Source organism: Hydrogenophaga sp. IBVHS2, assembly GCF_002127215.1.
GTDB lineage: Bacteria > Pseudomonadota > Gammaproteobacteria > Burkholderiales > Burkholderiaceae_C > Hydrogenophaga.
In genome coordinates, this window is the sequence record NZ_NFUT01000003.1 from 241,886 (window position 1) to 261,445 (window position 19,560).

Annotated in this window: 19 protein-coding genes; 6 read left to right on the plus strand and 13 right to left on the minus strand. The window is 69.7% G+C overall.

Features of this window, described 5'->3' with window-relative positions; genetic code table 11:
- Positions 1 to 30: 30 nt before the first annotated feature.
- From CAP38_RS10390 to CAP38_RS10400, 3 genes are read right to left on the minus strand one after another with little or no spacing between them, the layout of a single operon-like run.
- Positions 31 to 1,650 carry an acyl-CoA carboxylase subunit beta gene (locus CAP38_RS10390; protein ID WP_086121335.1) on the minus strand — a complete coding sequence of 540 codons (1,620 nt, stop codon included), beginning with the start codon at positions 1,648 to 1,650 and terminating at the stop codon, positions 31 to 33.
- Positions 1,651 to 1,663: 13 nt separating this feature from the next.
- Positions 1,664 to 2,560, minus strand: a complete 897-nt coding sequence (locus tag CAP38_RS10395) for an SDR family oxidoreductase (RefSeq protein ID WP_086121336.1) — start codon at positions 2,558 to 2,560, stop codon at positions 1,664 to 1,666.
- Positions 2,557 to 3,228, minus strand: a complete 672-nt coding sequence (locus CAP38_RS10400) for a TetR/AcrR family transcriptional regulator (RefSeq protein WP_086121411.1) — start codon at positions 3,226 to 3,228, stop codon at positions 2,557 to 2,559. Before CAP38_RS10400 ends, CAP38_RS10395 begins: the two co-directional genes overlap by 4 nt.
- Positions 3,229 to 3,320: 92 nt before the next feature.
- Between CAP38_RS10400 and CAP38_RS10405 the strand changes: the two genes are divergently transcribed.
- From CAP38_RS10405 to CAP38_RS10425, 5 genes are all read left to right on the plus strand, one after another.
- Entirely contained in the window at positions 3,321 to 3,926 is a 606-nt protein-coding gene (locus CAP38_RS10405; RefSeq protein WP_086121412.1) for a hypothetical protein, read from the plus strand.
- A 127-nt stretch (positions 3,927 to 4,053) separates the two neighbouring features.
- Complete coding sequence (locus CAP38_RS10410) at positions 4,054 to 5,133, plus strand: HAMP domain-containing sensor histidine kinase (protein ID WP_179188521.1); 1,080 nt, start codon at positions 4,054 to 4,056, stop codon at positions 5,131 to 5,133.
- Positions 5,121 to 5,531, plus strand: a complete 411-nt coding sequence (locus CAP38_RS10415; protein WP_218776577.1) for a phosphonate transporter — start codon at positions 5,121 to 5,123, stop codon at positions 5,529 to 5,531. Before CAP38_RS10410 ends, CAP38_RS10415 begins: the two co-directional genes overlap by 13 nt.
- Positions 5,531 to 5,989 (plus strand): PAS domain-containing protein, encoded by a 459-nt coding sequence (locus CAP38_RS10420; protein ID WP_086121338.1) that lies wholly within the window; start codon positions 5,531 to 5,533, stop codon positions 5,987 to 5,989. Before CAP38_RS10415 ends, CAP38_RS10420 begins: the two co-directional genes overlap by 1 nt.
- A gap of 29 nt (positions 5,990 to 6,018) precedes the next feature.
- Positions 6,019 to 6,291 carry a cupin domain-containing protein gene (locus CAP38_RS10425; protein WP_306297701.1) on the plus strand — a complete coding sequence of 91 codons (273 nt, stop codon included), beginning with the start codon at positions 6,019 to 6,021 and terminating at the stop codon, positions 6,289 to 6,291.
- On the opposite strand, the gene CAP38_RS10430 is transcribed toward CAP38_RS10425, so the two are convergent.
- A complete protein-coding gene (locus CAP38_RS10430; protein ID WP_086121340.1) occupies positions 6,264 to 7,376 on the minus strand; it encodes a tetratricopeptide repeat protein in 1,113 nt (370 codons plus the stop codon). The genes CAP38_RS10425 and CAP38_RS10430 overlap by 28 nt on opposite strands.
- 13 nt (positions 7,377 to 7,389) lie before the next feature.
- Positions 7,390 to 8,154 carry an enoyl-CoA hydratase gene (locus tag CAP38_RS10435; RefSeq protein ID WP_086121341.1) on the minus strand — a complete coding sequence of 255 codons (765 nt, stop codon included), beginning with the start codon at positions 8,152 to 8,154 and terminating at the stop codon, positions 7,390 to 7,392.
- A 122-nt stretch (positions 8,155 to 8,276) separates the two neighbouring features.
- On the opposite strand from CAP38_RS10435, the gene CAP38_RS10440 reads away from it, so the two are divergent.
- Positions 8,277 to 10,547: a patatin-like phospholipase family protein gene (locus CAP38_RS10440; protein WP_086121342.1), complete on the plus strand. Its 2,271-nt coding sequence runs from the start codon at positions 8,277 to 8,279 to the stop codon at positions 10,545 to 10,547.
- A gap of 21 nt (positions 10,548 to 10,568) precedes the next feature.
- Here the strand turns inward: CAP38_RS10440 and CAP38_RS10445 are convergent, their stop codons facing one another.
- The 8 genes from CAP38_RS10445 to slmA all read right to left on the minus strand — a co-directional run bounded on the left by CAP38_RS10445 (position 10,569) and on the right by slmA (position 19,505).
- Entirely contained in the window at positions 10,569 to 11,369 is an 801-nt protein-coding gene (locus CAP38_RS10445; RefSeq protein WP_086121343.1) for an acyl-CoA thioesterase II, read from the minus strand.
- An 8-nt stretch (positions 11,370 to 11,377) separates the two neighbouring features.
- Positions 11,378 to 12,586, minus strand: coding sequence for an acetyl-CoA C-acyltransferase (locus CAP38_RS10450; protein WP_086121344.1), 1,209 nt, complete (start codon positions 12,584 to 12,586; stop codon positions 11,378 to 11,380).
- A 9-nt stretch (positions 12,587 to 12,595) separates the two neighbouring features.
- Positions 12,596 to 14,995 carry a 3-hydroxyacyl-CoA dehydrogenase/enoyl-CoA hydratase family protein gene (locus CAP38_RS10455; protein ID WP_086121345.1) on the minus strand — a complete coding sequence of 800 codons (2,400 nt, stop codon included), beginning with the start codon at positions 14,993 to 14,995 and terminating at the stop codon, positions 12,596 to 12,598.
- Between the two features lie 29 nt (positions 14,996 to 15,024).
- Positions 15,025 to 15,462 (minus strand): DUF2147 domain-containing protein, encoded by a 438-nt coding sequence (locus tag CAP38_RS10460; RefSeq protein ID WP_086121346.1) that lies wholly within the window; start codon positions 15,460 to 15,462, stop codon positions 15,025 to 15,027.
- Between the two features lie 5 nt (positions 15,463 to 15,467).
- Positions 15,468 to 17,264, minus strand: coding sequence for an acyl-CoA dehydrogenase C-terminal domain-containing protein (locus CAP38_RS10465; RefSeq protein WP_086121347.1), 1,797 nt, complete (start codon positions 17,262 to 17,264; stop codon positions 15,468 to 15,470).
- Positions 17,265 to 17,304: 40 nt separating this feature from the next.
- A complete protein-coding gene (locus tag CAP38_RS10470; RefSeq protein WP_086121348.1) occupies positions 17,305 to 17,991 on the minus strand; it encodes a TetR/AcrR family transcriptional regulator in 687 nt (228 codons plus the stop codon).
- A 114-nt stretch (positions 17,992 to 18,105) separates the two neighbouring features.
- Positions 18,106 to 18,849, minus strand: coding sequence for a ligase-associated DNA damage response endonuclease PdeM (pdeM, locus tag CAP38_RS10475; RefSeq protein WP_306297703.1), 744 nt, complete (start codon positions 18,847 to 18,849; stop codon positions 18,106 to 18,108).
- Complete coding sequence (gene slmA / locus CAP38_RS10480) at positions 18,846 to 19,505, minus strand: nucleoid occlusion factor SlmA (RefSeq protein ID WP_086121350.1); 660 nt, start codon at positions 19,503 to 19,505, stop codon at positions 18,846 to 18,848. Before slmA ends, pdeM begins: the two co-directional genes overlap by 4 nt.
- Between the last annotated feature and the right edge of the window lie 55 nt (positions 19,506 to 19,560).

The window sequence follows — 19,560 nt, forward strand, 5'->3', positions numbered from 1 at the left end:
TCCTGGTGCGGTGTCGGATTTAAGTGCGCGCTACATGCGAGCGACCGCGAACTGCATGGGCCTGGGCTGGCGCTGCGCGGCTTCGGTCACGGTGTCGAGGCAGAAGGCCAGCACGGCGCGGGTGTCGCGCGGATCGATGACGCCGTCGTCCAGCACCAGACCGCTGGTGAAGAAGGCGTCGGCCTGCCGGTCGAAGCGCTGCAAGATGGCGTCCGACTGCGCCTTCAGCTGGGCCTGCACCTCGGGCGAATCCGTGGCCACGCCTTTGCGGGCCAGGCCGGCCTCGGCCACGATCTGCATGGTGCGGGCGGCCTGCTCGCCGCCCATGACCGCCGTGCGGGCACCGGGCCAGCTGAACAGGAAACGCGGTGCGTAGGCCCGGCCGCACATGCCGTAGTTGCCGGCGCCGAAGCTGGCGCCGCACTGCACGGTGATCTGCGGCACGGTGGCATTGGCCACGGCCTGGATCATCTTGCTGCCGTGCTTGATCATGCCCGCCTGCTCGCTCTCGCGGCCCACCATGTAGCCGGTGGTGTTCTGCAGATACACGATGGGGTGGCCGAGCTGGCACATCCACTGGATGAAGTGGGTAGCCTTGTTGGCACCGGCCACGTCGATGGGGCCGTTGTTGGCAATCAAGCCCACCGCATGCCCGCCGATGCGGGCCTGCACGCACACGGTGGCCGCGCCGTACAGCGGCTTGAATTCGAGCAGCTCCGAGCCGTCCACCACGCGCAGCATGACTTCGCGCAGGTCCACCGGTTCTCGGTGGTGGGCGGGCATGAGGGACAGCAGTTCGTCGGCATCGAACAGGGGCAGCGGCGCGACCGGTCGGGTGGGCGCCTGCCAGCCGGTGCGGGCCACCACTTGCCGGGCCAGGCCCAGGGCCTCGCGGTCGTCTTCGGCCAGGTGTTCGCCCAGGCCGGAGACGGTGGCGTGCATCTCGGCGCCGCCGAGTTCCTCTTCGGTGGCCACCTCGCCGGTGGCGGCCAGCAGCAGCGGCGGCCCGGCCAGGAAGGCGCGCGAACGGCCGCGCACCAGGATCACCACGTCCGACAGGCCGGGCATGTAGGCGCCGCCCGCCGTGCCCGAGCCGTGCTGCACCGTGATCACCGGCAGGCCGGCGGCCGAATGCCGGGCCAGGTTGCGGAACAGGCCGCCGCCCAGCACGAAACCTTCCACCTCGTAGCGCATCAGGTTGGCGCCGGCACTCTCCACCAGGTGGACGAAGGGCAGGCGGTTCTCCAGCGCGATGGCCTGCACCCGCAGGATCTTCTCCAGCCCGCGCGGCTGGATGGCGCCGGCCTCGATGCCGGAATCGCTGGCCACCACCATGCAGCGCACGCCCGCGATCAGGCCGATGCCGGCCACCATGCCGCCGCCGGGCACCGAGCGCTCGGGGTCGGGCGTGTCCTGCAGGTAGCCGGCCAGCGAGCACAGCGGCAGCCACGGCGCGCCGGGGTCCAGCAGCAACGCGATGCGTTCGCGCGGCAGCAGCTGGCCGCGCCGCTCGAAGGTGGGCCGGCTGCGGGCCGAGGCGGCAGCGGCCCGCTCTTCCAGCGCGCGCCACTGCGCGATGCGAGAGAGCATGGCGTCGCGCCGCTGCAGGGCCAGGGGGTCGTCGGGGCGAAAGCTCGATTCGAACGGCATGGGCAGGCTCGGCTCAGGTCTGGAACACGCGCGGCACGCTGGCGCGGTGGAAGCCGTCAAAGGGCCGCACCGCGTCGCGCTGCTGCACGGCGGCCGGTGCGCTGATCTCGCCCCAGCCCAGGCGCACCTGGGGCCGGGCGCCGTCCACCCGCAGCACGGTGCCGCTGATGAAGCTGGCCGCCGGCGACAGCAGGAACACGATGGCCGCACTGGTCTCGGCCTCGGTGCCGAAGCGGCCCAGCGGCACGGTCTGGCGCATCTGGCGCAGCATGTCGGCGGCCTCGGGCGGGTAGTGGTCCATGCCGCTGGAGGCGATGTAGCCCGGCGCCACGGCGTTCACCCGCACGCCGGCCTGCGCCCATTCCAGCGCAGCGGTCTCGGTGAAGCTGACCATGCCGGCGCGCGCCGCGCCGCTGTGGCCCATGCCGGGCATGCTGCCCCACATGTCGGCCACGATGTTGACGATGGCCCCGCCTTGCCCGGCCATGCACTGGGTGAAGCATTCGCGCGCCACCAGGAAGCCGCCGGTGAGGTTGGTGTCGATCACCGCCTGCCAGCCCCGGGCGCTGATGCGCGAGAGCGGCGAGATGAACTGCCCGCCCGCGTTGTTCACCAGCCCGTGCACCCGGCCGCATCGGGCCAGCACCTCGGCCACCAGGGCGCGCACCGCATCTTCCTGGCGGATGTCGCAGGCCTGGGCGCTGGCGCTGCCGCCGTCGGCGGTGATCTCGTCCACGGTGGACCGCAGCTTGTCGGGGTTGCGGCCCACCAGCACCACATGGGCGCCCAGGTGGGCCAGTTCGTGCGCGGTGCAGCGGCCGATGCCCGATCCGCCGCCGGTGACGACGATGGTCTGGCCGGCCAGCAGCCCCGGCGCGAAGATGGAGCGGTAACCGGCAGTGGTGTTCATGCGGGCTCCTTGAGGAAGAGCTGCAGTGCGGCCTGGGTGAGGTCCTCCAGCGTGGCGCGGCGGGTCGGGTCGAACCACTGCACCGCCCAGTTGAGGGCGCCGAAGATCATCAGCCGCGCCAGCGACGGATCGCCCTGCAGCGCGCCCTGTGCATGCAGGGCCTGCAGCACCGGCACCCAGGCGGCCTCGTAGCTGCGGCGCAGGCGGTTGACGGTCTGGCGCTGTGCCACGCTGATGGAGCGCCATTCGTACAGCATGACCGGGATGAAGTCGCTCTCGGGGCCCAGCAGCACATCGAAATGGCTGCGCACCAGCACCCGCAGGCAGTCCCGCGCGGCCAGCACGCGTCCCTGCGTCTGCGCGGCGTCGGCCGCGGCCTGCATGGCGGCCGCCTGGTGGCGGGTGGCGCGCTCCATGCCCTCGGTCATGACGGCCGCCAGCAGGGCCTGCTTGTTCTCGAAGTGGTAGAAGGGCGAGCCCGGCTGCATGCCGGCGGCCGAGGCGATGTCGCGCGTGCTGGTGCCGGCAAACCCCTGTTGCCGGAACAGGCCGGCGGCGGCGCGCAGCAGCAGCTGGCGGCGGTTGCCGTCGTCGCGCTCGTCGGCGGTCTTGCGGGGGCGGCCCCGCGAGCGGCGCTCGGCGGGCATGGCGGGCACGGTGGCTGACATGGCAGCGACCATAGCAGCGAGGCGGATTTTCAACAAGCATGTGCTCGGCAAAAATCAGGCTGACTCCCCGGGCCGGCATGGACAATACCGGCATGGATGTTTCGTTCTGGATTCTGGTGGGCGCCGTGGGCGCCTTTTTCTACAACCGCTACGACCAGGCCCGCCGCGTGCTGCTGCTGCGGGCCCAGCTGCAACCGTACCAGCTGGAACAGCTGATGCAGACCTTGCTGGAGGGCTACCTGCGCGCCCTGGGCGAGGCCGACGAGGAGCGCCGCCGCAGCATCTGGCAGGTGATGGAGGGGCATGAGGCGCTGCTGGTGTCGCAGTTGCAGCGACTGGCGTCCGACTCGGCATCGCTCACCGGTCCCATGGGCCGGGTGTCGCGCCTGCCGATGGCGCTGCCCGGGGTGACGGCCTGGTGGCCCAAGGCCTGTTTCGAGCTGTCGCAGGCGCTGCGCATCCACGCCGACGGCATCACCCGTGTGGCCCACAACCCGGAGGGCCTGAGCCCGCGCGACAAGGCCTTCTGCATGACCGCCGAACTGCTGCTGTTCCAGCACACCTGCCACTGGTACTGCCGCTCGCGCACCACGGCGTCGACCCGGCTGGTCGCACAGCACCAGACCAGCCACGCCCAGGCCCTGGCGGGCGCCTCGGCGGCCACACGCGAGGGCCTGATAGCCATCGGTGCGGTCTAAGACGGGCGCGGGCCCGCCGCGAGGCCTATTCCACCCGGAAACCGTGACGCAATGCCTCAAGATGGTGCACAACGCGTCGATACTTCGGTGGACGCCGCCTTGCGGCCCAAACGGAGTGCGCATCGGCATGACCGGCATCGAGACGCAGTTGCACGCCATCGTGGCGCAGGCCCTGGAGCAGACCGTCAACGGTCTGGTCATTGCCGACATGCGCGCCGACGGGCAGCCCATCGTGCACGTGAATGCGGGTTTCGAGCGCATCACCGGCTACCGGGCGGGCGAGGTGATCGGCCGCAACTGCCGCTTTCTGCAAGGCTTCGACAACCAGCAACCGGGTGTGGTCCGGATGCGGGAAGCGGTGGCGCGTGGCGAGCCCTGCACCGCCGTGGTCCGCAATTACCGCAAGGACGGCAGCCTGTTCTGGAACCGGGTGGAAATCGGTCCGGTGCACGATGCCGCCAGTGGTGAACTCACCCACTACTTTGCGCTGCAGACCGACGTGACCGCCGAACAGGAAGCACTGGCGCTGCGGGAACGCTTCCTGAACAACGCAGCCCACGAACTGCGTTCGCCCCTGGGCACCATCCGGGGCTTTGTGGAACTGATGCAGATGCGCTGCCCCCGGGACGACCCCAACCAGGACCTGCTGGCCACGGTGCACCGTCAAGCCGACCGCGTGGTCGACCTGGTGGACGACATGCTGGTGCTGGCCGAACTGGAGACCACCACCGAGCCCTCACCCGGCGTGCAGCCGGTGCAGCTGACCGCCGTGCTGGGCCGTCTGCACGACCTGCTGCCGCCGGATGACGGCCTGCACCGCGTCGTGATCGAACCGGTCCGGCCAGACCTGTGGGTGCAGGCCCACGCGCAGCGGCTGGAGCAGGTGCTGGTGAATCTGCTGTCCAACGCCATGAAGTACTCCCCCGAAGGCGGCGAGATCCGGTGGAGCGTGCGACCAGGCCGGGAGAACGGCTGGGTGTGCCTGTCGGTAAGCGACCCGGGCGTGGGCATGACGGCCGACGAACAGAGCCGCCTGTTCACCCGCTTCTTCCGGGCCCGCACCGACATCCCCGGCACCGGCCTGGGTCTGGTCATCGTGCGGGAACTGATGGAACGCATGGGGGGCCACATCACGGTGAGCAGCCAGCCCGGCGTGGGCACCACCTTCACCTTGCACCTTCGGACGGTATCGCCATGGACGTTCTGAGCACCGATTCACTGCCCCGTTTCACCGATGCCGATCTGCTGGACCGGCTGCTGACCCTGCCGCCCGAGGCGCGCGATGCGCTGGACTTCGGCGTCATCGGCTTTGACCGTTCCACCCATGTGGTGCAGTACAACGCCTACGAATCGCGGGCCGCCCGGCTCGACCCGACCCGGGTGCTGGGCCAGCATGTGTTCATCGAGGTGGCGCCGTGCATGAACAACTACCTGGTGGCCCAGCGTTTCGAGACGGCCGGGCTGGAGGGCCGGCCGCTGGACGAGACCGTGCCTTACGTGCTGACCTTCCGCATGCGGCCCACGCCGGTGCAGCTGCGCCTGCTGGCGCGGCCCGGCGCTGCCGTGAGCTACGTGCTGGTGCAGCGACCGCAGGACGCAGCGTGATGGCGCCGGTCGACAGCGAGGACAGCGACCCCGGTCTGGCGCGGGAACTGGACCTGATGATGCAGTTCCTGCACCTGGCCCCGGTGGGGCTGCTGCGGGTGGACCGCGCCGGCACCATCGTCCTGATGAACCCGACCGCCGCGCAGCTGCTGGCCTTGCTGGGTCTGGGCCGCGAAGCACCCGGGCGGCTGCCCAACCTGTTCGATCTCACCGACCGGGTGGCACCGGACATCCGGACCCTGGTCTCGCTGTTCAACGACGACAGCGGCGTGGTGCTCGATAAATACCGGGTGCTGCTCGACAAGGCCGACGCCGGCGGCCGGCCGGCCGGGGCACCCATCGCGCTGGGCATCACCGCGCTCCGGCTGCCGGCCGACCCGGACAGCCTGATGGTGGTGGTGACCGACGAATCCAGCACGGTGCGCCTGCAGCGGCTGCAGTCGCAGTGGCTGCGGTAGGCGGGCTGGCGCAGAATGCGCCGATGGACATGACCTTCGACACCTTCCGCGCCCAGGCCCTGGCCCGGGGATTCGACGAAGTGCTGGAGCGGCGCTGGGAACCCCACACCGTGCTGGACGAACACACCCACCCGTTCGCGGCAGACGCGGTGGTGGCCGCCGGCGAGATGTGGCTCACCGTGGCGGGCCAGACCCGGCACCTGCTGCCGGGCGACACCTTCGCGCTGGCGCGCGACGTGCCGCACAGCGAGCGCTACGGCGCCGCCGGCGCCACCTACTGGGTGGCCCGCCGCAACGGCTGAGCCGCCAGCAGCACGTACCAGCCCATCACCGGTCGACCCTGGTCGTGCCGGATGGGCGCCTCCCACAGGGCCTGCACCGCCAGACCATGCCGGTCGGCCAGCGACAGCAGGCTCTCCCGGCCATGGGCATAACGCAGGCTCGGACGCAACTGCAAGGCGCGGCCCGCATCCGCCTGCTCCACCGAGAAGGCCAGCACCCCGCCCGGCGCAAGCCGGGGCACGGCCGCATCGAACACTGGCGCCAGCGGCCCGGTGTAGATGAACACATCGGCCGCCACGATCAGATCGGCCAGCCCGGCGTCGGCACGCAGCCACTCCAGCAGGTGCGCCTGGTCGACACGCCGGTAGACACCCGCTGCCCGGGACTGCGCCACCATGGCCGGTGCAATGTCCACCCCGTCGACCGCATCGGCCAGCGGGGCGATCAGCCGACCGCACAGGCCGGTGCCGCAACCCAGGTCCAGCACGCGGGCGAAGCGGCGGCCCTGCGCCAGCAGCGGCTGCAGCAGCGTCTCGTGGGCGGTGTAGCGCAGGGTGTGGACCAGGTGGTGCTGGAAGTCGTCTGCGTAGTCGTCGAACAGGGCCTGGGCATAGACCGCGGGCGGTGCGGGCGGGTCGGACACGTCCTGCACGGCGGCCAGGTAGTAGCGGTGCAGCGCCTCGTGGGCGCCGCAGTCCAGGGCCTGGTGGTAGCAGCGGGCCGCCTCGTCCAGGTGGCCGGCCTCGCGCATCAGGTGGCCGCGCTGCGACCAGGCCTCGGCCATGCCGTCGTCCAGCGTAAGCGTGTGATCGAGCGCAGCCAGGGCTTCGTCGAGCCGGTTCAGCCGCAGCAGGGCGATGGCGCGGGTGAGCGCCAGACCCGGGTCCTGGGTGGCCGCCTGGGCCAGCAGATCGACCGCCTCGGCCCAGCGCTGCTGATGAAAGCGCATCAGCCCCAGGTTGCCCATGACCGAGGGACGTCCCGGCACCAGGGCCAGGGCGGCTTCGTAATCGGCAGCGGCCTGGTCCACCCGGCCGGCCTCGGCATGCGCATTGCCGGAAACGAACAGGGCCCGGGCCTGCCCGGTGCGCGGGTCCAGGGTCATGGCCGCGCAGACGTCAGATCTGGGAGAAGTCGGGCTTGCGGCGCTCCATGAAGGCACCGAAGGCCTCGCGGGCAGCCGGCTCGCGCAGCATGCGGCCGAAGCTGGCGCCCTCCTCGGCCATCACGGCCTGCACCTGGGCCGCCTGGCCCTTCTTCATGAGGCGCTTGGTCTCGATCAGGCTGCTCAGCGGCTTGGCGGCCAGCTTGGCGGCCACGGTGTGGGCATAGCTGCGGGCCTCGGTGGGCGGCAGCACCTTGTTGACCAGACCCACCTCGAGGGCGGCTTCGGCCATGAAAGGCTCGCCCAGCAACAGGGCCTCGGCGGCGCGGTGGTAACCCATCATCTGCGGCACCAGCAGGCTGCTGGCCGCTTCCGGGCACAGGCCCAGGTTGACGAAGGGCATGGAGAAGGCGGCGTTGTCGCCGGCGTACACCAGATCGCAATGGAACAGCAGCGTGGTGCCGATGCCCACGGCCGGGCCGCACACCGCCGCCAGCACCGGCTTGGGGAACGCCGCCAGGCCGCGCAGGAAACGGAACACCGGAGCGCCTTCGCCAGCGGGCGGCTGGTTCAGGAAATCGGCGATGTCGTTGCCGGCCGAGAAGATGGTCTCGTGGCCCTGGAACACCACCACCCGCACGGCCGCGTCGTCCTGCGCTGCCTGCAGGGCATCGGCCATGGCGCCGTACATGGCAGCGGTGATGGAGTTCTTCTTGTCGAGGCGGTTGAAGGTGATACTGCAGACGCCGGCTTCGGTGTGGACGAGGATGTCGCTCATGGGGGGTTGTCTCGATGGGTGATGGGGCGGTCCGGCGGGCCCGGACACGGGCGCACAAATTAACACGAAAGCCCGGTCTGGATTGGAGCGGACCGCCCAGGACGCCCTCCTAAACTCTCGCCATGCGAATACTCCTCACCCTGTTGCTGGCGCTGCCGTCGTGCGTGCTGCAGGCCCTGGCCCAGACCCCCCCGCCCGCTGCCGGCGCCCCGGCCGACACGGCAGCCCGTCCCAAGGTGGCGCTGGTGCTGTCCGGTGGCGGTGCGCGCGGCTTTGCCCATGTGGGGGTGCTCAAGGCACTGGAAGCCGCCCGGGTGCCGGTGGACATGATCGTGGGCACCTCCATGGGCGCCATCGTGGGCGGGCTGTATGCCAGCGGCATGACCGCCGACGAGCTGGAGCGCGAGATCCTGGCGGTGCAGTGGGGCGACCTGTTCAACAGCCGCGAGCCGCGCCAGCAGCTGTCGCAGCGCCGCAAGGAGGAAGACTTCGAGCTCTCCCCGGTGCTGGCGCTGGGGTTCCGCGATGGCGAATTCCGACTGCCCACCGGCGCGGTGTCCAGCCGCTCGCTGGAGATGCTGCTGCGCCGCTACACCCTGCCCACGCGGCATCTGCAGAGCTTCGATCAGCTGCCCACGCCGTTCCGGGCCGTGGCCACCGACATGGAGACCGGCCAGCCGGTGGTGATGGACAGCGGCGACCTGGCCACCGCGCTGCGGGCCAGCATGTCGGTGCCCGGCGTGTTCTCGCCGGTGACGGTGGGCGAGCGCATCCTGGGCGACGGCGGTCTGGTCGACAACCTGCCGGTGGGGGTGGCGCGCCGCATGGGGGCGGACGTGATCATCGCGGTCAACATCGGCACGCCCCTGGCCGGCCGCGAGACCCTGGGCACGGTGCTGGGCATCACGGCGCAGATGGTCAACATCCTGACCGAGCAGAACGTCCAGGCCAGCATCGCCACGCTCACGCCGGCCGACCTGCTGCTCACGCCGCCGCTGGGCAAGCTCACCTCGGCCGACTTCGAGCGGGCCCCCGAGCTGGTGCGCATCGGCCGCGAGTACGCCGACACCGTCACCGCCGCACTGCAGCGCTTCTCGGCCCCGCCCGACCGTTACGCCCGCTGGGTGAGTGACCGGGTGGAACAGGCGGTGGGCAACACCGAACGCGTGGGCCGCATTGCCAGCATCCGTTTCGAGGGGGTCAATGAGCGCCGGGCCGAGCGGCTGGGCGCCGGTCTGGACACCGCGGTGGGCCAGCGGGTCGATGTGGACCGCATCGAGGACGACCTGCAGAAGCTGGCCGCCGCCGGCGACTACGAACGCATCGACTACAGCCTGGTGCGCCGCCCGGGCACCGACCAGGAAGACCTGTCCATCCTGCTGCGCGAGAACAACTGGGGACCGAACTACCTGCGCCTGGGCATCGACCTGCGCACCGATTTCCAGGGCCAGGGCGCCTTCAACCTGCGCATCAGCCACAACCGCCACTGGCTCAACGACAGCGGCGCCGAGTGGCGCAACCGGGTGCAGCTGGGCGAGACCCTGGGCGTGTTCTCCGAGATCTACCAGCCCCTGGGGTCGGCCAGCGAGCGTTTCGTGGCCGCCTATGTGGACGGCCGGGTGCGCAAGGTGGAGCTGTTCGCGCCGTCGGGCGAGGCGCTGGCGCTGGTGCAGCGGCAGGGGGTCCAGGTGGGGGCCGACATCGGATGGCCGATCGGCCTGCGCGGCACCATCGGCGAGATGCGGCTGGGCGTGATCGGGGCACAGCGCAGCACCACGCCCGAGCTGGTGTCCCGCGCCATCCCGGTCAGCGTGGCCCAGACCCAGCGCTGGCGCGAGGCCGGGCTGCGTGCGGCGGTGATTGCCGACCAGCTGGACTATGCCAACTTTCCCTCCGAAGGCTACCGGGCCGTGGGCGAGGCGGTGGTCGGCCGTCGCAGCTACGACAACCTGCCCTCGGGCCACTTCGACCGCATCGAGGGATCGCTGACGGCGGTCAGGAGCTGGGGACCGCACACGATCAATGTCGGCGCCCGGTTTGCACGCGCCAGCGATGTGCCGCTGGGCGCGGTCGACGAGTATTCGCTGGGAGGCTTCCAGCAACTCTCGGGTTACCGGGTGGGCCAGGTGGCCGGCAACTACCTGGCCTTCGGGCGGCTGACCTACTACAGGCGCCTGCCGGTCGATCCGGGTCCGGCGCGCGCGCTGTTCGTGGGCGGCTCGCTGGAGGCCGGCAACGCCTGGGCCAACCGGCGCGATGTCTCGCTGCGCAACCTGCGCGGCGCCGGCAGCCTGTTCATCGGGGCGGACACCGGCATCGGGCCGCTCTACCTGAGCCTGGTGAGCGCCCCCAGGGGCTTCACCGGCCTGTACCTGTTCCTGGGTCGGCCCTGAACGGGCCCGACCCGCCACCGGTCATTCCTTGTAGTACACCACCTGGTGGGTGGTGACCAGCAGCCGGCCCTCGGCGTCCCACAGGTGGGCATGCTGGTCCGAGAAGCCGTTGCGGAAGGCACTGGCACCGCACTCGGCCAGCAGCCAGCCATCGCCGACCGCCGCCAGATCGGCCGATCCGGCATGGAAGTACACCGTCATGGACACGGTGCCCGCCGGCACACGGGTGGCGCGGCGCAGCCAGACGCGGGGAAAGAACACATCCGACATGGCGGTCAGGCTGGCAAAGTCCAGCGCTCTCGGCGGTTCGTCGCGCACCCACAGCGTGGTGCCGGCAGGGCTCTCGGCGCCGTCCCAATGGCGGGGCAGCGAGCCCTTGGCAAAGCGGATGTCGTAGCGGCCGATCCAGGGCACCGGGGCCTCGGGGCGGCGGGGCAGCGCAGCGGCCGACAGCACTTGGGGCAGCGGCGCATCGTCCACGCTCCAGGTGGTGCGGCGCGCGGCGGTGATGGCGGTGGCGGTGACCACCACCTCGTCCTGCTGCACCAGGCTCACCGACCAGTGCTGGGTGGAGCGGTTGGTGCGCACCGGATGGGCGTGCACCTCGAAGGCGCCATCGGCCACGGCGGCGGCGAAGTTGACGGTGAGCGACAGCGGCTCGCCCAGCAGGTCGGGGTGCTGCAGCACGGCCTGCACCAGGGTGGCGGCGGTGATGCCGCCGTAGGGCCCGACCATGTTGGCATAAGCCGGCGAAGTGGCGCCCCGCCAGGCGCCGGGGCTGGTGGCCTCCAGGGCCAGGGCCGCGTCGAAGGGATGGTTCATGCCGGCGGTTATACCCGCTCGAAGATCCCTGCTGCCCCCTGCCCCATGCCCACGCACATGGTGACCATGCCGTACTTGCGGTTGTGGCGCTGGAGGGCGTGCACCACGGTGGCCGAACGGATGGCACCGGTGGCGCCCAGCGGATGGCCCAGCGCGATGGCGCCGCCCATGGGGTTGACCTTGGCCGGGTCCAGACCCAGGGTGCCCATCACCGCCAGCGACTGGGCGGCAAACGCCTCGTTCAGCTCGAACCAGTCGATGTCGTCCTGCTTCAGGCCGGCGTTCTTCAGCGCGGCCGGAATGGCTTCCACCGGGCCGATGCCCATGATGTGCGGCGGCACGCCCCGGCTGGCGTAGCTCACGAAGCGGGCCAGCGGCGTGAGGTTGTAGCGCTTGAGCGCGGCCTCGCTCACCAGGATGAGGGCGCCGGCGCCGTCGCTGGTCTGCGAGCTGTTGCCGGCCGTGACCGAACCGCGCGCCGCGAACACGGTGCGCAGCTTGCCCAGGCCCTCCAGCGTGGTGTCGGGGCGGGCACCCTCGTCCAGGCTGACGGTGCGGGTGCGGGTGGACACCTCCGCGGTGTCCAGGTTCACGCTGCGCTCGGTCACTTCCACCGGCGTGATCTCGCTGGCGAACTCGCCGTTTTTCATGGCGATCACGGCGCGCTGGTGCGACTGCAGGGCGAAGGCATCCTGGGCGTCACGGCTCACCTTCCACTGCTGCGCCACCTTCTCGGCGGTCAGGCCCATGCCGTAGGCAATGCCGTAGCTCTCGATGTCTTCGGTGCTGCGGAAGATGGTGGGCGACAGGCTGGGGCTGTTGCCCATCATGGGTACCATGCTCATGCTCTCGGTGCCGGCAGCGATCATCACGTCGGCCTCGCCCACGCGGATGCGGTCGGCCGCCATGGCCACGGCCGACAGGCCCGAGGCGCAGAAGCGGTTGACCGTGATGCCGCCCACACTGTGCGGCAGGCCCGCCAGCACGGCGCCCACGCGGGCCACGTTCAGGCCCTGCTGCCCTTCGGGGATGGCGCAGCCACAGATGATGTCTTCCACCGCCTTGGGATCGAGGTTGGGCACCTGGGCCATGGCCGAGCGCAGCACATGGGCCAGCAGCTCGTCGGGGCGCAGGTGGCGGAACGAGCCCTTGTGCGAACGGCCGATGGGGGTGCGGGTGGCGGCGACGATGTAGGCGTCTTGGATCTGTTTGCTCATGTCGCTTCCTCAGTTGCGGACGGGCTTGCCGGTGTTGAGCATGCCCAGAATGCGCTCTTGCGTTTTCGGGTGGACGATCAGGGCGCAGAAGGCCTGGCGCTCCAGCGTCATCAGGTATTCCTCACTGACCAGGGTGCCGGGGTCGACATCGCCACCGGTGACCACCTTGGCAATCAGGCTGGCGATGTGGAAGTCGTGCTGGCTGATGAAGCCGCCATCCCGCATGTTGACCAGCTGGCCCATGATGGTGGCCCGACCATCGCGACCGGCCACCGGGAACAGCCGCTTGTGCGGGGCCCGCCAGCCACTGGCGAACATCGAACGCGCTTCGTTGATGGCCACGAACAGCAGCTCGTCCTTGTGCGGCACCACCACGTCCGACGGCAGCAGGTAACCCAGCTGGCGCGACTCCAGCGCGCTGGTGCCCACCTTGGCCATGGCGGCGGCGGTGAAGCCCTCGGTCAGGAAGGGCAGCAGGTCTTTGCCGGTGGAGGCCTCGGCGTTCTCGGCGGCGCGGCGGGCAATGTAGGTCAGGCCGCCGGCACCCGGCACCAGGCCCACGCCCACCTCCACCAGACCGATGTAGCTCTCCATGTGGGCCACGCGGCGGGCGCTGTGCACCGCCAGCTCGCAGCCGCCGCCCAGGGCCAGGCCGCGGATGGCGGACACCACCGGCACGTTGGCGTACCGCAGGCGCAGCATCATCTGCTGCATGAAGCCTTCGGCCTCCTCGATGGCCGAGACGCCCACGGCCATGAAGGCGGGCAGCATGGCCTGCAGGTCGGCACCGGCGCTGAAGGGCTCGTCGCCCGACCAGATCACCAGGCCCTGGTAACGCTGCTCGGCCAGGTCCACCGCGGCCATCAGGCCCTCGCACACCTCGGGGCTGATGGCGTGCATCTTGGTCTTGATGCTGGCGATCAGCACCTCGTTGTCCAGCGTCCAGACGCGCAGGCTGTCGTTCTCTTCCAGCGTGGTGCCGGCGGTGCGGTAGTCCAGACCGCCTTCGCCCAGCAGGCGCTCGGGGAAGTGCTGGCGGGCATGCACCGGCAGCACCCGGTACGGCTCGAACACGCCCTTGGCCGGGTTCCAGGAACCCTGCGGCGTGTGCACGCCACCCGCCTCGGCCACCGGGCCCTTGAAGACCCATTCCGGCAGCGGTGCCTTGCACAGCGCGCGGCCGGCATCGATGTCCTCCTGGACCATCTTCGCCACCTCCAGCCAGCCGGCTTCCTGCCACAGCTCGAACGGGCCCTGCTTCATGCCGAAGCCCCAGCGCATGGCCTGATCCACATCGCGCGCGGTCTCGGCAATGGTGGCCAGGTGCACGGCGGCGTAGTGAAAGCTGTTGCGCAGAATCGCCCACAAAAACTGGCCCTGCGGACCTTCGGCGCTGCGCAGCAACTTGAGCCGCTCGGCGGCCGGGCGCTTGAGCATGCGGCCGTACACCTCGTCGGCCTTCTCGCCACCGGGCACATAGTCACCGCTCTCCAGGTCGAAACGCAAAATGTCGCGGCCCACCTTCTTGTAGAAACCGGCGCCGCTTTTCTGGCCCAGGTTCTTGAGTTCCAGCAGTTTCTTCAGCACAGGCGGTGTATCGAAACTGCCGTAGAACGGATCGGTGTCGATGCTCAGGTTGTCCTGCAGCGTCTTCACCACATGGGCCATGGTGTCCAGGCCCACCACGTCGGCGGTGCGGAAGGTGCCCGAGCTGGCGCGGCCCAGGCGCTTGCCGGTGAGGTCGTCCACCACATCGAAGGTGAGGCCGAAGTTCTCGACCTCCTTCATGGTGGAGAGCATGCCGGCGATGCCGATGCGGTTGGCCACAAAGTTGGGCGTGTCCTTGGCCCGCACCACGCCCTTGCCCAGACCGGTGGTGACGAAGGTCTCGAGGTCGTCCAGGATCTGCGGCTGGGTGGTGGGGGTGGCGATCAGCTCCACCAGCGTCATGTAGCGCGGCGGGTTGAAGAAGTGGATGCCGCAGAAGCGCGGCTTGATGGCCTCGGGCAGGGCCTCCGACAGCTTCGTGATCGACAGACCCGAGGTGTTGGACGCGACGATGGCGTGCCCGGCCACGAAGGGGGCGATCTTGCGGTAGAGGTCGAGCTTCCAGTCCATGCGCTCGGCAATGGCCTCGATGATCAGGTCGCAGTCGCGCAGCTGATCCATGTGCTCTTCGTAATTGGCCTGACCGATCAGGTCGGCATCGCGGGCCACGCCCAGCGGCGAGGGCTTGAGCTTCTTGAGGTTCTCCACCGCGCGGGTGACGATGCCGTTTTTGGGGCCTTCCTTGGCCGGAAGGTCAAAGAGAACGACCGGGACCTTGACGTTGACCAGGTGCGCAGCGATCTGCGCGCCCATCACGCCGGCGCCGAGCACGGCGACTTTCCTGACATTGAATCGGTTCATGGGAATTCCAGAAAGGGAGAGGGCGCGGGTCACTGGACCCGCTGCCAGACCTGCGTGCGGTAGAAGGGGCCGAGGTAGCCGCGCATCTCCAGCTGCTGCCCGCCGTTGACCGGCTTGAGCCGGTTGCGGTAGACCTTGCCGTTGTTGGGATCGACGATGGTGCCGCCCTCGTACAGGGTCGGGTCACTGGCGCTCTGGCGCACGCCGCGCAGGATGTTCATGCCCAGCACCGGCTGGTCCTTGCGGTCGTCGGTGCACTTCTCGCACACCGCCTTGGGGTCGGTGGACGGGTCCAGCAGGCGCTCGATGTGGCCCACGAAGACCCCGTCCTTCTCGGTGATGCGCACCAGCGACTTCTCCTTGCCGGAGTCGTCGTCGATGGTCTTCCAGAGCCCGACCGGGGTCATCTGCGCGGACGCAGACACACCGGCCAGGGCCAGCAGGGCAGCCAGCAGCGTCGTCTTCATGGCGATCAGGCCAGGGCCTCGTCGGTGTTCATCAGGACCGCTGCGCCGGCACGCGCGGTGCGCATCAGCGTGGCGGTCTCGGGGAACAGCTTGGCGAAGTAGAAGCGTGCGGTCTGCAGCTTGGCGGTGTAGAACGGGTCGGTGCTGCCGGCAGCGATCTTCTGCAGCGCCTCGCGGGCCATCAGGGCCCAGAAGTAGCCGAACACCAGGTGGCCGGCCACGCGCAGGTAGGGCACGGCGGCGGCGCCGGCCTCGTCCGGGTTTTGCAGTGCCTTGAAGCCGATCTCGGTGGTGAACTTGGTCATCTGCTCGCCCAGGTAGGCCACCGGGTTGATGAACTCGGCCATCTTCTCGTTGACGCCCTCTTCCTCCACCAGACGGCCCACCAGCTTGCCGAACTTGCGCAGCGTGGCGCCGTTGTTGCCCAGCACCTTGCGGCCCAGCAGGTCCAGCGACTGGATGGTGTTGGTGCCCTCGTAGATCATGTTGATGCGGGCATCGCGCACGAACTGCTCCATGCCCCATTCCTTGATGTAGCCATGGCCGCCGAACACCTGCTGGCACTCGGTGGCGGCCAGGTAGCCGTTGTCGGTCAGGAAGGCCTTGGAGATGGGGGTCAGCAACGACAGCATCTCGTCGCTGTCCTTGCGCACCTTCTCGTCCGGGTGGCTGTGCACCTTCTCCAGCAGCACCGAGCAGAACAGGGCCAGGGCACGGCCGCCTTCGGCATAGGCCTTGGCGGTGAGCAGCATGCGGCGCACATCGGGGTGCACGATGATCGGGTCGGCCGGCTTGTCCTTGGCCTTGGGGCCGGAGAGGCTGCGCATCTGGATGCGGTCCTTGGCATAGGCCAGGGCGTTCTGGTAGGCCACTTCGGTCAGGCCCAGCGACTGGTTGCCCACGCCCAGACGGGCTGCGTTCATCATCACGAACATGCCCTGCATGCCCTTGTTGGGCTGGCCGACCATGGTGCCCACGGCGCCATCGAGCACCATCTGGCAGGTGGCGTTGCCGTGGATGCCCATCTTGTGCTCCAGACCGCCGCAGTAGATGCCGTTGCGCGCACCCAGGCTGCCGTCCTGGTTGACGAGGAACTTGGGCACGACGAAGAGGCTGATGCCCTTGATGCCGGGAGGCGCATCGGGCAGGCGGGCCAGCACCAGGTGCACGATGTTCTCGGCCATGTCGTGTTCACCGGCGCTGATGAAGATCTTGTTGCCGGTGAGCTTGTAGGTGCCATCGGGCTGCGGCTCGGCCTTGGTGCGCATCAGGCCCAGGTCGGTACCGCAGTGGGGTTCGGTCAGGCACATGGTGCCGGTCCACTCGCCGCTGACCATCTTGGCCAGGTACGTGGCCTTCTGCTCGTCGGTGCCGTGGGTGTGCAGCGAGGCGTAGGCGCCGTGGGTCAGGCCGGGGTACATGGTCCAGGCCTGGTTGGCCGAGTTCATCATCTCGTACAGGCACTGGTTGACCGCCAGCGGCAGGCCCTGGCCGCCGTACTCGGGGTCGGAGCTGAGCGCGGCCCAGCCGCCTTCGATGTACTGCTTGTAGGCTTCCTTGAAGCCCTTGGGCGTGGTGACTTCGTGGGTCTTGGGATCGAGCTTGCAGCCTTCGGTGTCGCCGCTGATGTTGAGCGGGAAGATGACCTGGCTGGCGAACTTGCCGGCTTCCTCGAGCACGGCGTTGATGGTGTCCACATCGATCTCGGCATGGGCCGGCATCTCGCGGAAGGTGTCGGTGACCTTGAGCACTTCGTGCATCACAAACTGCATGTCGCGCAGAGGCGGGTTGTAGACGGGCATGGGGGACTCCTTGCTGGGGTTTGTGAAACGGAAAAGGGAATCAGCGCTTGCGGGCGGGAGCCGCCACAGGCGCTGCAGGTTGCTGTCGGGCCAGGATGCTTTCGAAGGCGCGGACCGCGCGATCGATGGACTCCGGGCTGTGCAGGAAACGGGCTTCGTAATGCAGGGCCAGGATCAGGGCATGCACCTCGAAGGCCACCTGGGCGGCATCGGTGCCCGGGGCCAGATGGCCCTCGGCCACGGCAATGTCGATGGCGCGCCGCATGGCGGCCAGCCAGGTGTTGACCGAGCCGGCCAGGGCGTCGCGCACCGGGCCGGTCCGGTCGTGGAATTCGACCGCGCCGCTGATGTAGATGCAGCCCGAGTCGATCTCGACCGAGGTGCGCTTCATCCAGTTGGCGAACAGCGCGCGCAGACGCGGCAGGCCGCGTGGCTGCGCCATGGCGGGGTAGAACACCTCGTCCTCAAAACGGGTGTGGTACTCGCGGATGACCGAGATCTGCAGTTCCTCGCGCGAGCCGAAGTGGGCGAACACGCCCGACTTGCTCATCTGCATCACCTCGGCCAGGGCACCGATGGACAGGCCCTCCAGACCGATCTGGGTGGCCAGACCCAGGGCGGCATCCACGATGGCGGCCTTGGTCTGCAGGCCTTTCTGCAGCGGGCGCGACCTTTCCGCAGCGGCATCGCGCGGACGGCGGGTGCGGGGCGAGGAGGTGGTGGGCATGGTGCGGCGCAGAAATCGAACGGTCGTTCTATTTTTACCGCAATTCGGTGACCGTGCACCGACAGCCCAGGCTTTCGCCCGGGATTGTTTAGGCGGGCGGCTCTAAACCAAGGGTTAACCCGCAGCCCCGCCCGGCACTTCACGCACCGCATCGCCGCCGATGGCCCACACCCGGTCGCCGGGGTGGGCGTCGATGGGATGCATGCCGGTGAAGTCGCCGAAGGCCGGCAGCACGCCGACCGGGCGGGTGGCGGCATCGCCGAACCAGAAGCAGGGCAGCCGCAGGCGCTGACGGGCCGGACCGCGCAGCACGGTGCAGGGATGCCAGTGCCCTGCCAGCACGTAGGCGCCGGGCGCCTGCTGCGGTTCGTGGCACAGGGCCCAGGGCCCGAGGCGCCAGGGTTCGTCGTGCAGCTGCACCCCCCAGTGCGCCGGCGGGTCGCCGGCCGCGGCGTCGTGGTTGCCGCGCACCAGGTGCAGCTGCAGGCCGGGTGCCGCCGGATGGGCCTGCATGAGCTGCAGGGCCGACTGCACCGCCTCCAGCATGACCGTGCTGCGGCCGCGTGCGGCATGCAGCAGATCCCCCAGCACCACCAGCTGCACCGCGCCACGGGGCGCGGCGGCGGCGGGCAGCGACGGCAGGTCGTCCAGCAGGCGGCGCAACTGGTCCAGCGTGCCGCCGGTGGACGCCTCGGGCACCGGCACGCCCAGACGCCGGAAGCTGGCGGCCTTGCCGAAATGCAGGTCGGCCACCAGCAGGGCATCCACTCCGGGCAGCCAGGCGGCCCCCGAGGGATGCAGCAGCAGATGCCATCCCGGGGCCAGCGTCGCCGGCGCCCAGGGCGTGCGGGCGGTCAGGGCCGTGCGCCCGGCAACAGCAGGGCCAGGGCGTGTTCCAGGCCTTCGCCGGGACTGCGGCGGAAACCACTGCGGGCAAAGCGCTGCAGGCGGCCCACACAGAACGCGGTGATGACCGAGGCGTCGCCCTGGGCATCCACGGTGGGGGTGGCCGCACCACCGGCGGCAGCGGCTTCGCGCAGGTCCTGGCGCAGGGCGGATTCGATCTTGTCGAAGAACAGGTTCATGCGCTGCTGCAGGCGCTCGTTCTCGAACACCAGGGCATCGCCCACCATGACGCGGGTCATGCCGGGGTTCTTTTCACCGAACTGCAGCAGCAGGGCCACCAGCTTGCGGCAGCGGGCCGTGGGCTCGGGCTCTCGCTCGGCCAGCTGGCCGATGAGGCCGAAGACCGACTGCTCGATGAACTCGATCAGGCCTTCGAACATCTGGGCCTTGCTGGCGAAATGGCGGTAGAGGGCTGCCTCGCTGACCTCCAGGCGCGCGGCCAGGGCGGCGGTGGTCACCCGCTCGGCACCGGGTTGTTCCAGCATGGTCGCCAGGGCCTGCAGGATCTGCACCCGGCGCTCACCGGGGCGGGGCCGCTTGCGACCGGCCGGCGGGGCATCGGCGTCGGCATCGACGGGAGCAGAAGACTCGGACGGCAGGGATGTCATGGCAGGAGATCCGTGGAGGCCTGGGCCGGTGCGCGGATTCTCGCACAGCCCGATA

Bases quoted from the DNA above. Each gene is read 5' to 3' on its own strand.
- CAP38_RS10390 (WP_086121335.1), bottom strand. From the start codon at position 1,650: ATGCCGTTCGAATCGAGCTTTCGCCCCGACGACCCCCTGGCCCTGCAG.
- CAP38_RS10395 (WP_086121336.1), bottom strand. From the start codon at position 2,560: ATGAACACCACTGCCGGTTACCGCTCCATCTTCGCGCCGGGGCTGCTG.
- CAP38_RS10400 (WP_086121411.1), bottom strand. From the start codon at position 3,228: ATGTCAGCCACCGTGCCCGCCATGCCCGCCGAGCGCCGCTCGCGGGGC.
- CAP38_RS10405 (WP_086121412.1), top strand. From the start codon at position 3,321: ATGGATGTTTCGTTCTGGATTCTGGTGGGCGCCGTGGGCGCCTTTTTC.
- CAP38_RS10410 (WP_179188521.1), top strand. From the start codon at position 4,054: ATGACCGGCATCGAGACGCAGTTGCACGCCATCGTGGCGCAGGCCCTG.
- CAP38_RS10415 (WP_218776577.1), top strand. From the start codon at position 5,121: ATGGACGTTCTGAGCACCGATTCACTGCCCCGTTTCACCGATGCCGAT.
- CAP38_RS10420 (WP_086121338.1), top strand. From the start codon at position 5,531: ATGGCGCCGGTCGACAGCGAGGACAGCGACCCCGGTCTGGCGCGGGAA.
- CAP38_RS10425 (WP_306297701.1), top strand. From the start codon at position 6,019: ATGACCTTCGACACCTTCCGCGCCCAGGCCCTGGCCCGGGGATTCGAC.
- CAP38_RS10430 (WP_086121340.1), bottom strand. From the start codon at position 7,376: ATGACCCTGGACCCGCGCACCGGGCAGGCCCGGGCCCTGTTCGTTTCC.
- CAP38_RS10435 (WP_086121341.1), bottom strand. From the start codon at position 8,154: ATGAGCGACATCCTCGTCCACACCGAAGCCGGCGTCTGCAGTATCACC.
- CAP38_RS10440 (WP_086121342.1), top strand. From the start codon at position 8,277: ATGCGAATACTCCTCACCCTGTTGCTGGCGCTGCCGTCGTGCGTGCTG.
- CAP38_RS10445 (WP_086121343.1), bottom strand. From the start codon at position 11,369: ATGAACCATCCCTTCGACGCGGCCCTGGCCCTGGAGGCCACCAGCCCC.
- CAP38_RS10450 (WP_086121344.1), bottom strand. From the start codon at position 12,586: ATGAGCAAACAGATCCAAGACGCCTACATCGTCGCCGCCACCCGCACC.
- CAP38_RS10455 (WP_086121345.1), bottom strand. From the start codon at position 14,995: ATGAACCGATTCAATGTCAGGAAAGTCGCCGTGCTCGGCGCCGGCGTG.
- CAP38_RS10460 (WP_086121346.1), bottom strand. From the start codon at position 15,462: ATGAAGACGACGCTGCTGGCTGCCCTGCTGGCCCTGGCCGGTGTGTCT.
- CAP38_RS10465 (WP_086121347.1), bottom strand. From the start codon at position 17,264: ATGCCCGTCTACAACCCGCCTCTGCGCGACATGCAGTTTGTGATGCAC.
- CAP38_RS10470 (WP_086121348.1), bottom strand. From the start codon at position 17,991: ATGCCCACCACCTCCTCGCCCCGCACCCGCCGTCCGCGCGATGCCGCT.
- slmA (WP_086121350.1), bottom strand. From the start codon at position 19,505: ATGACATCCCTGCCGTCCGAGTCTTCTGCTCCCGTCGATGCCGACGCC.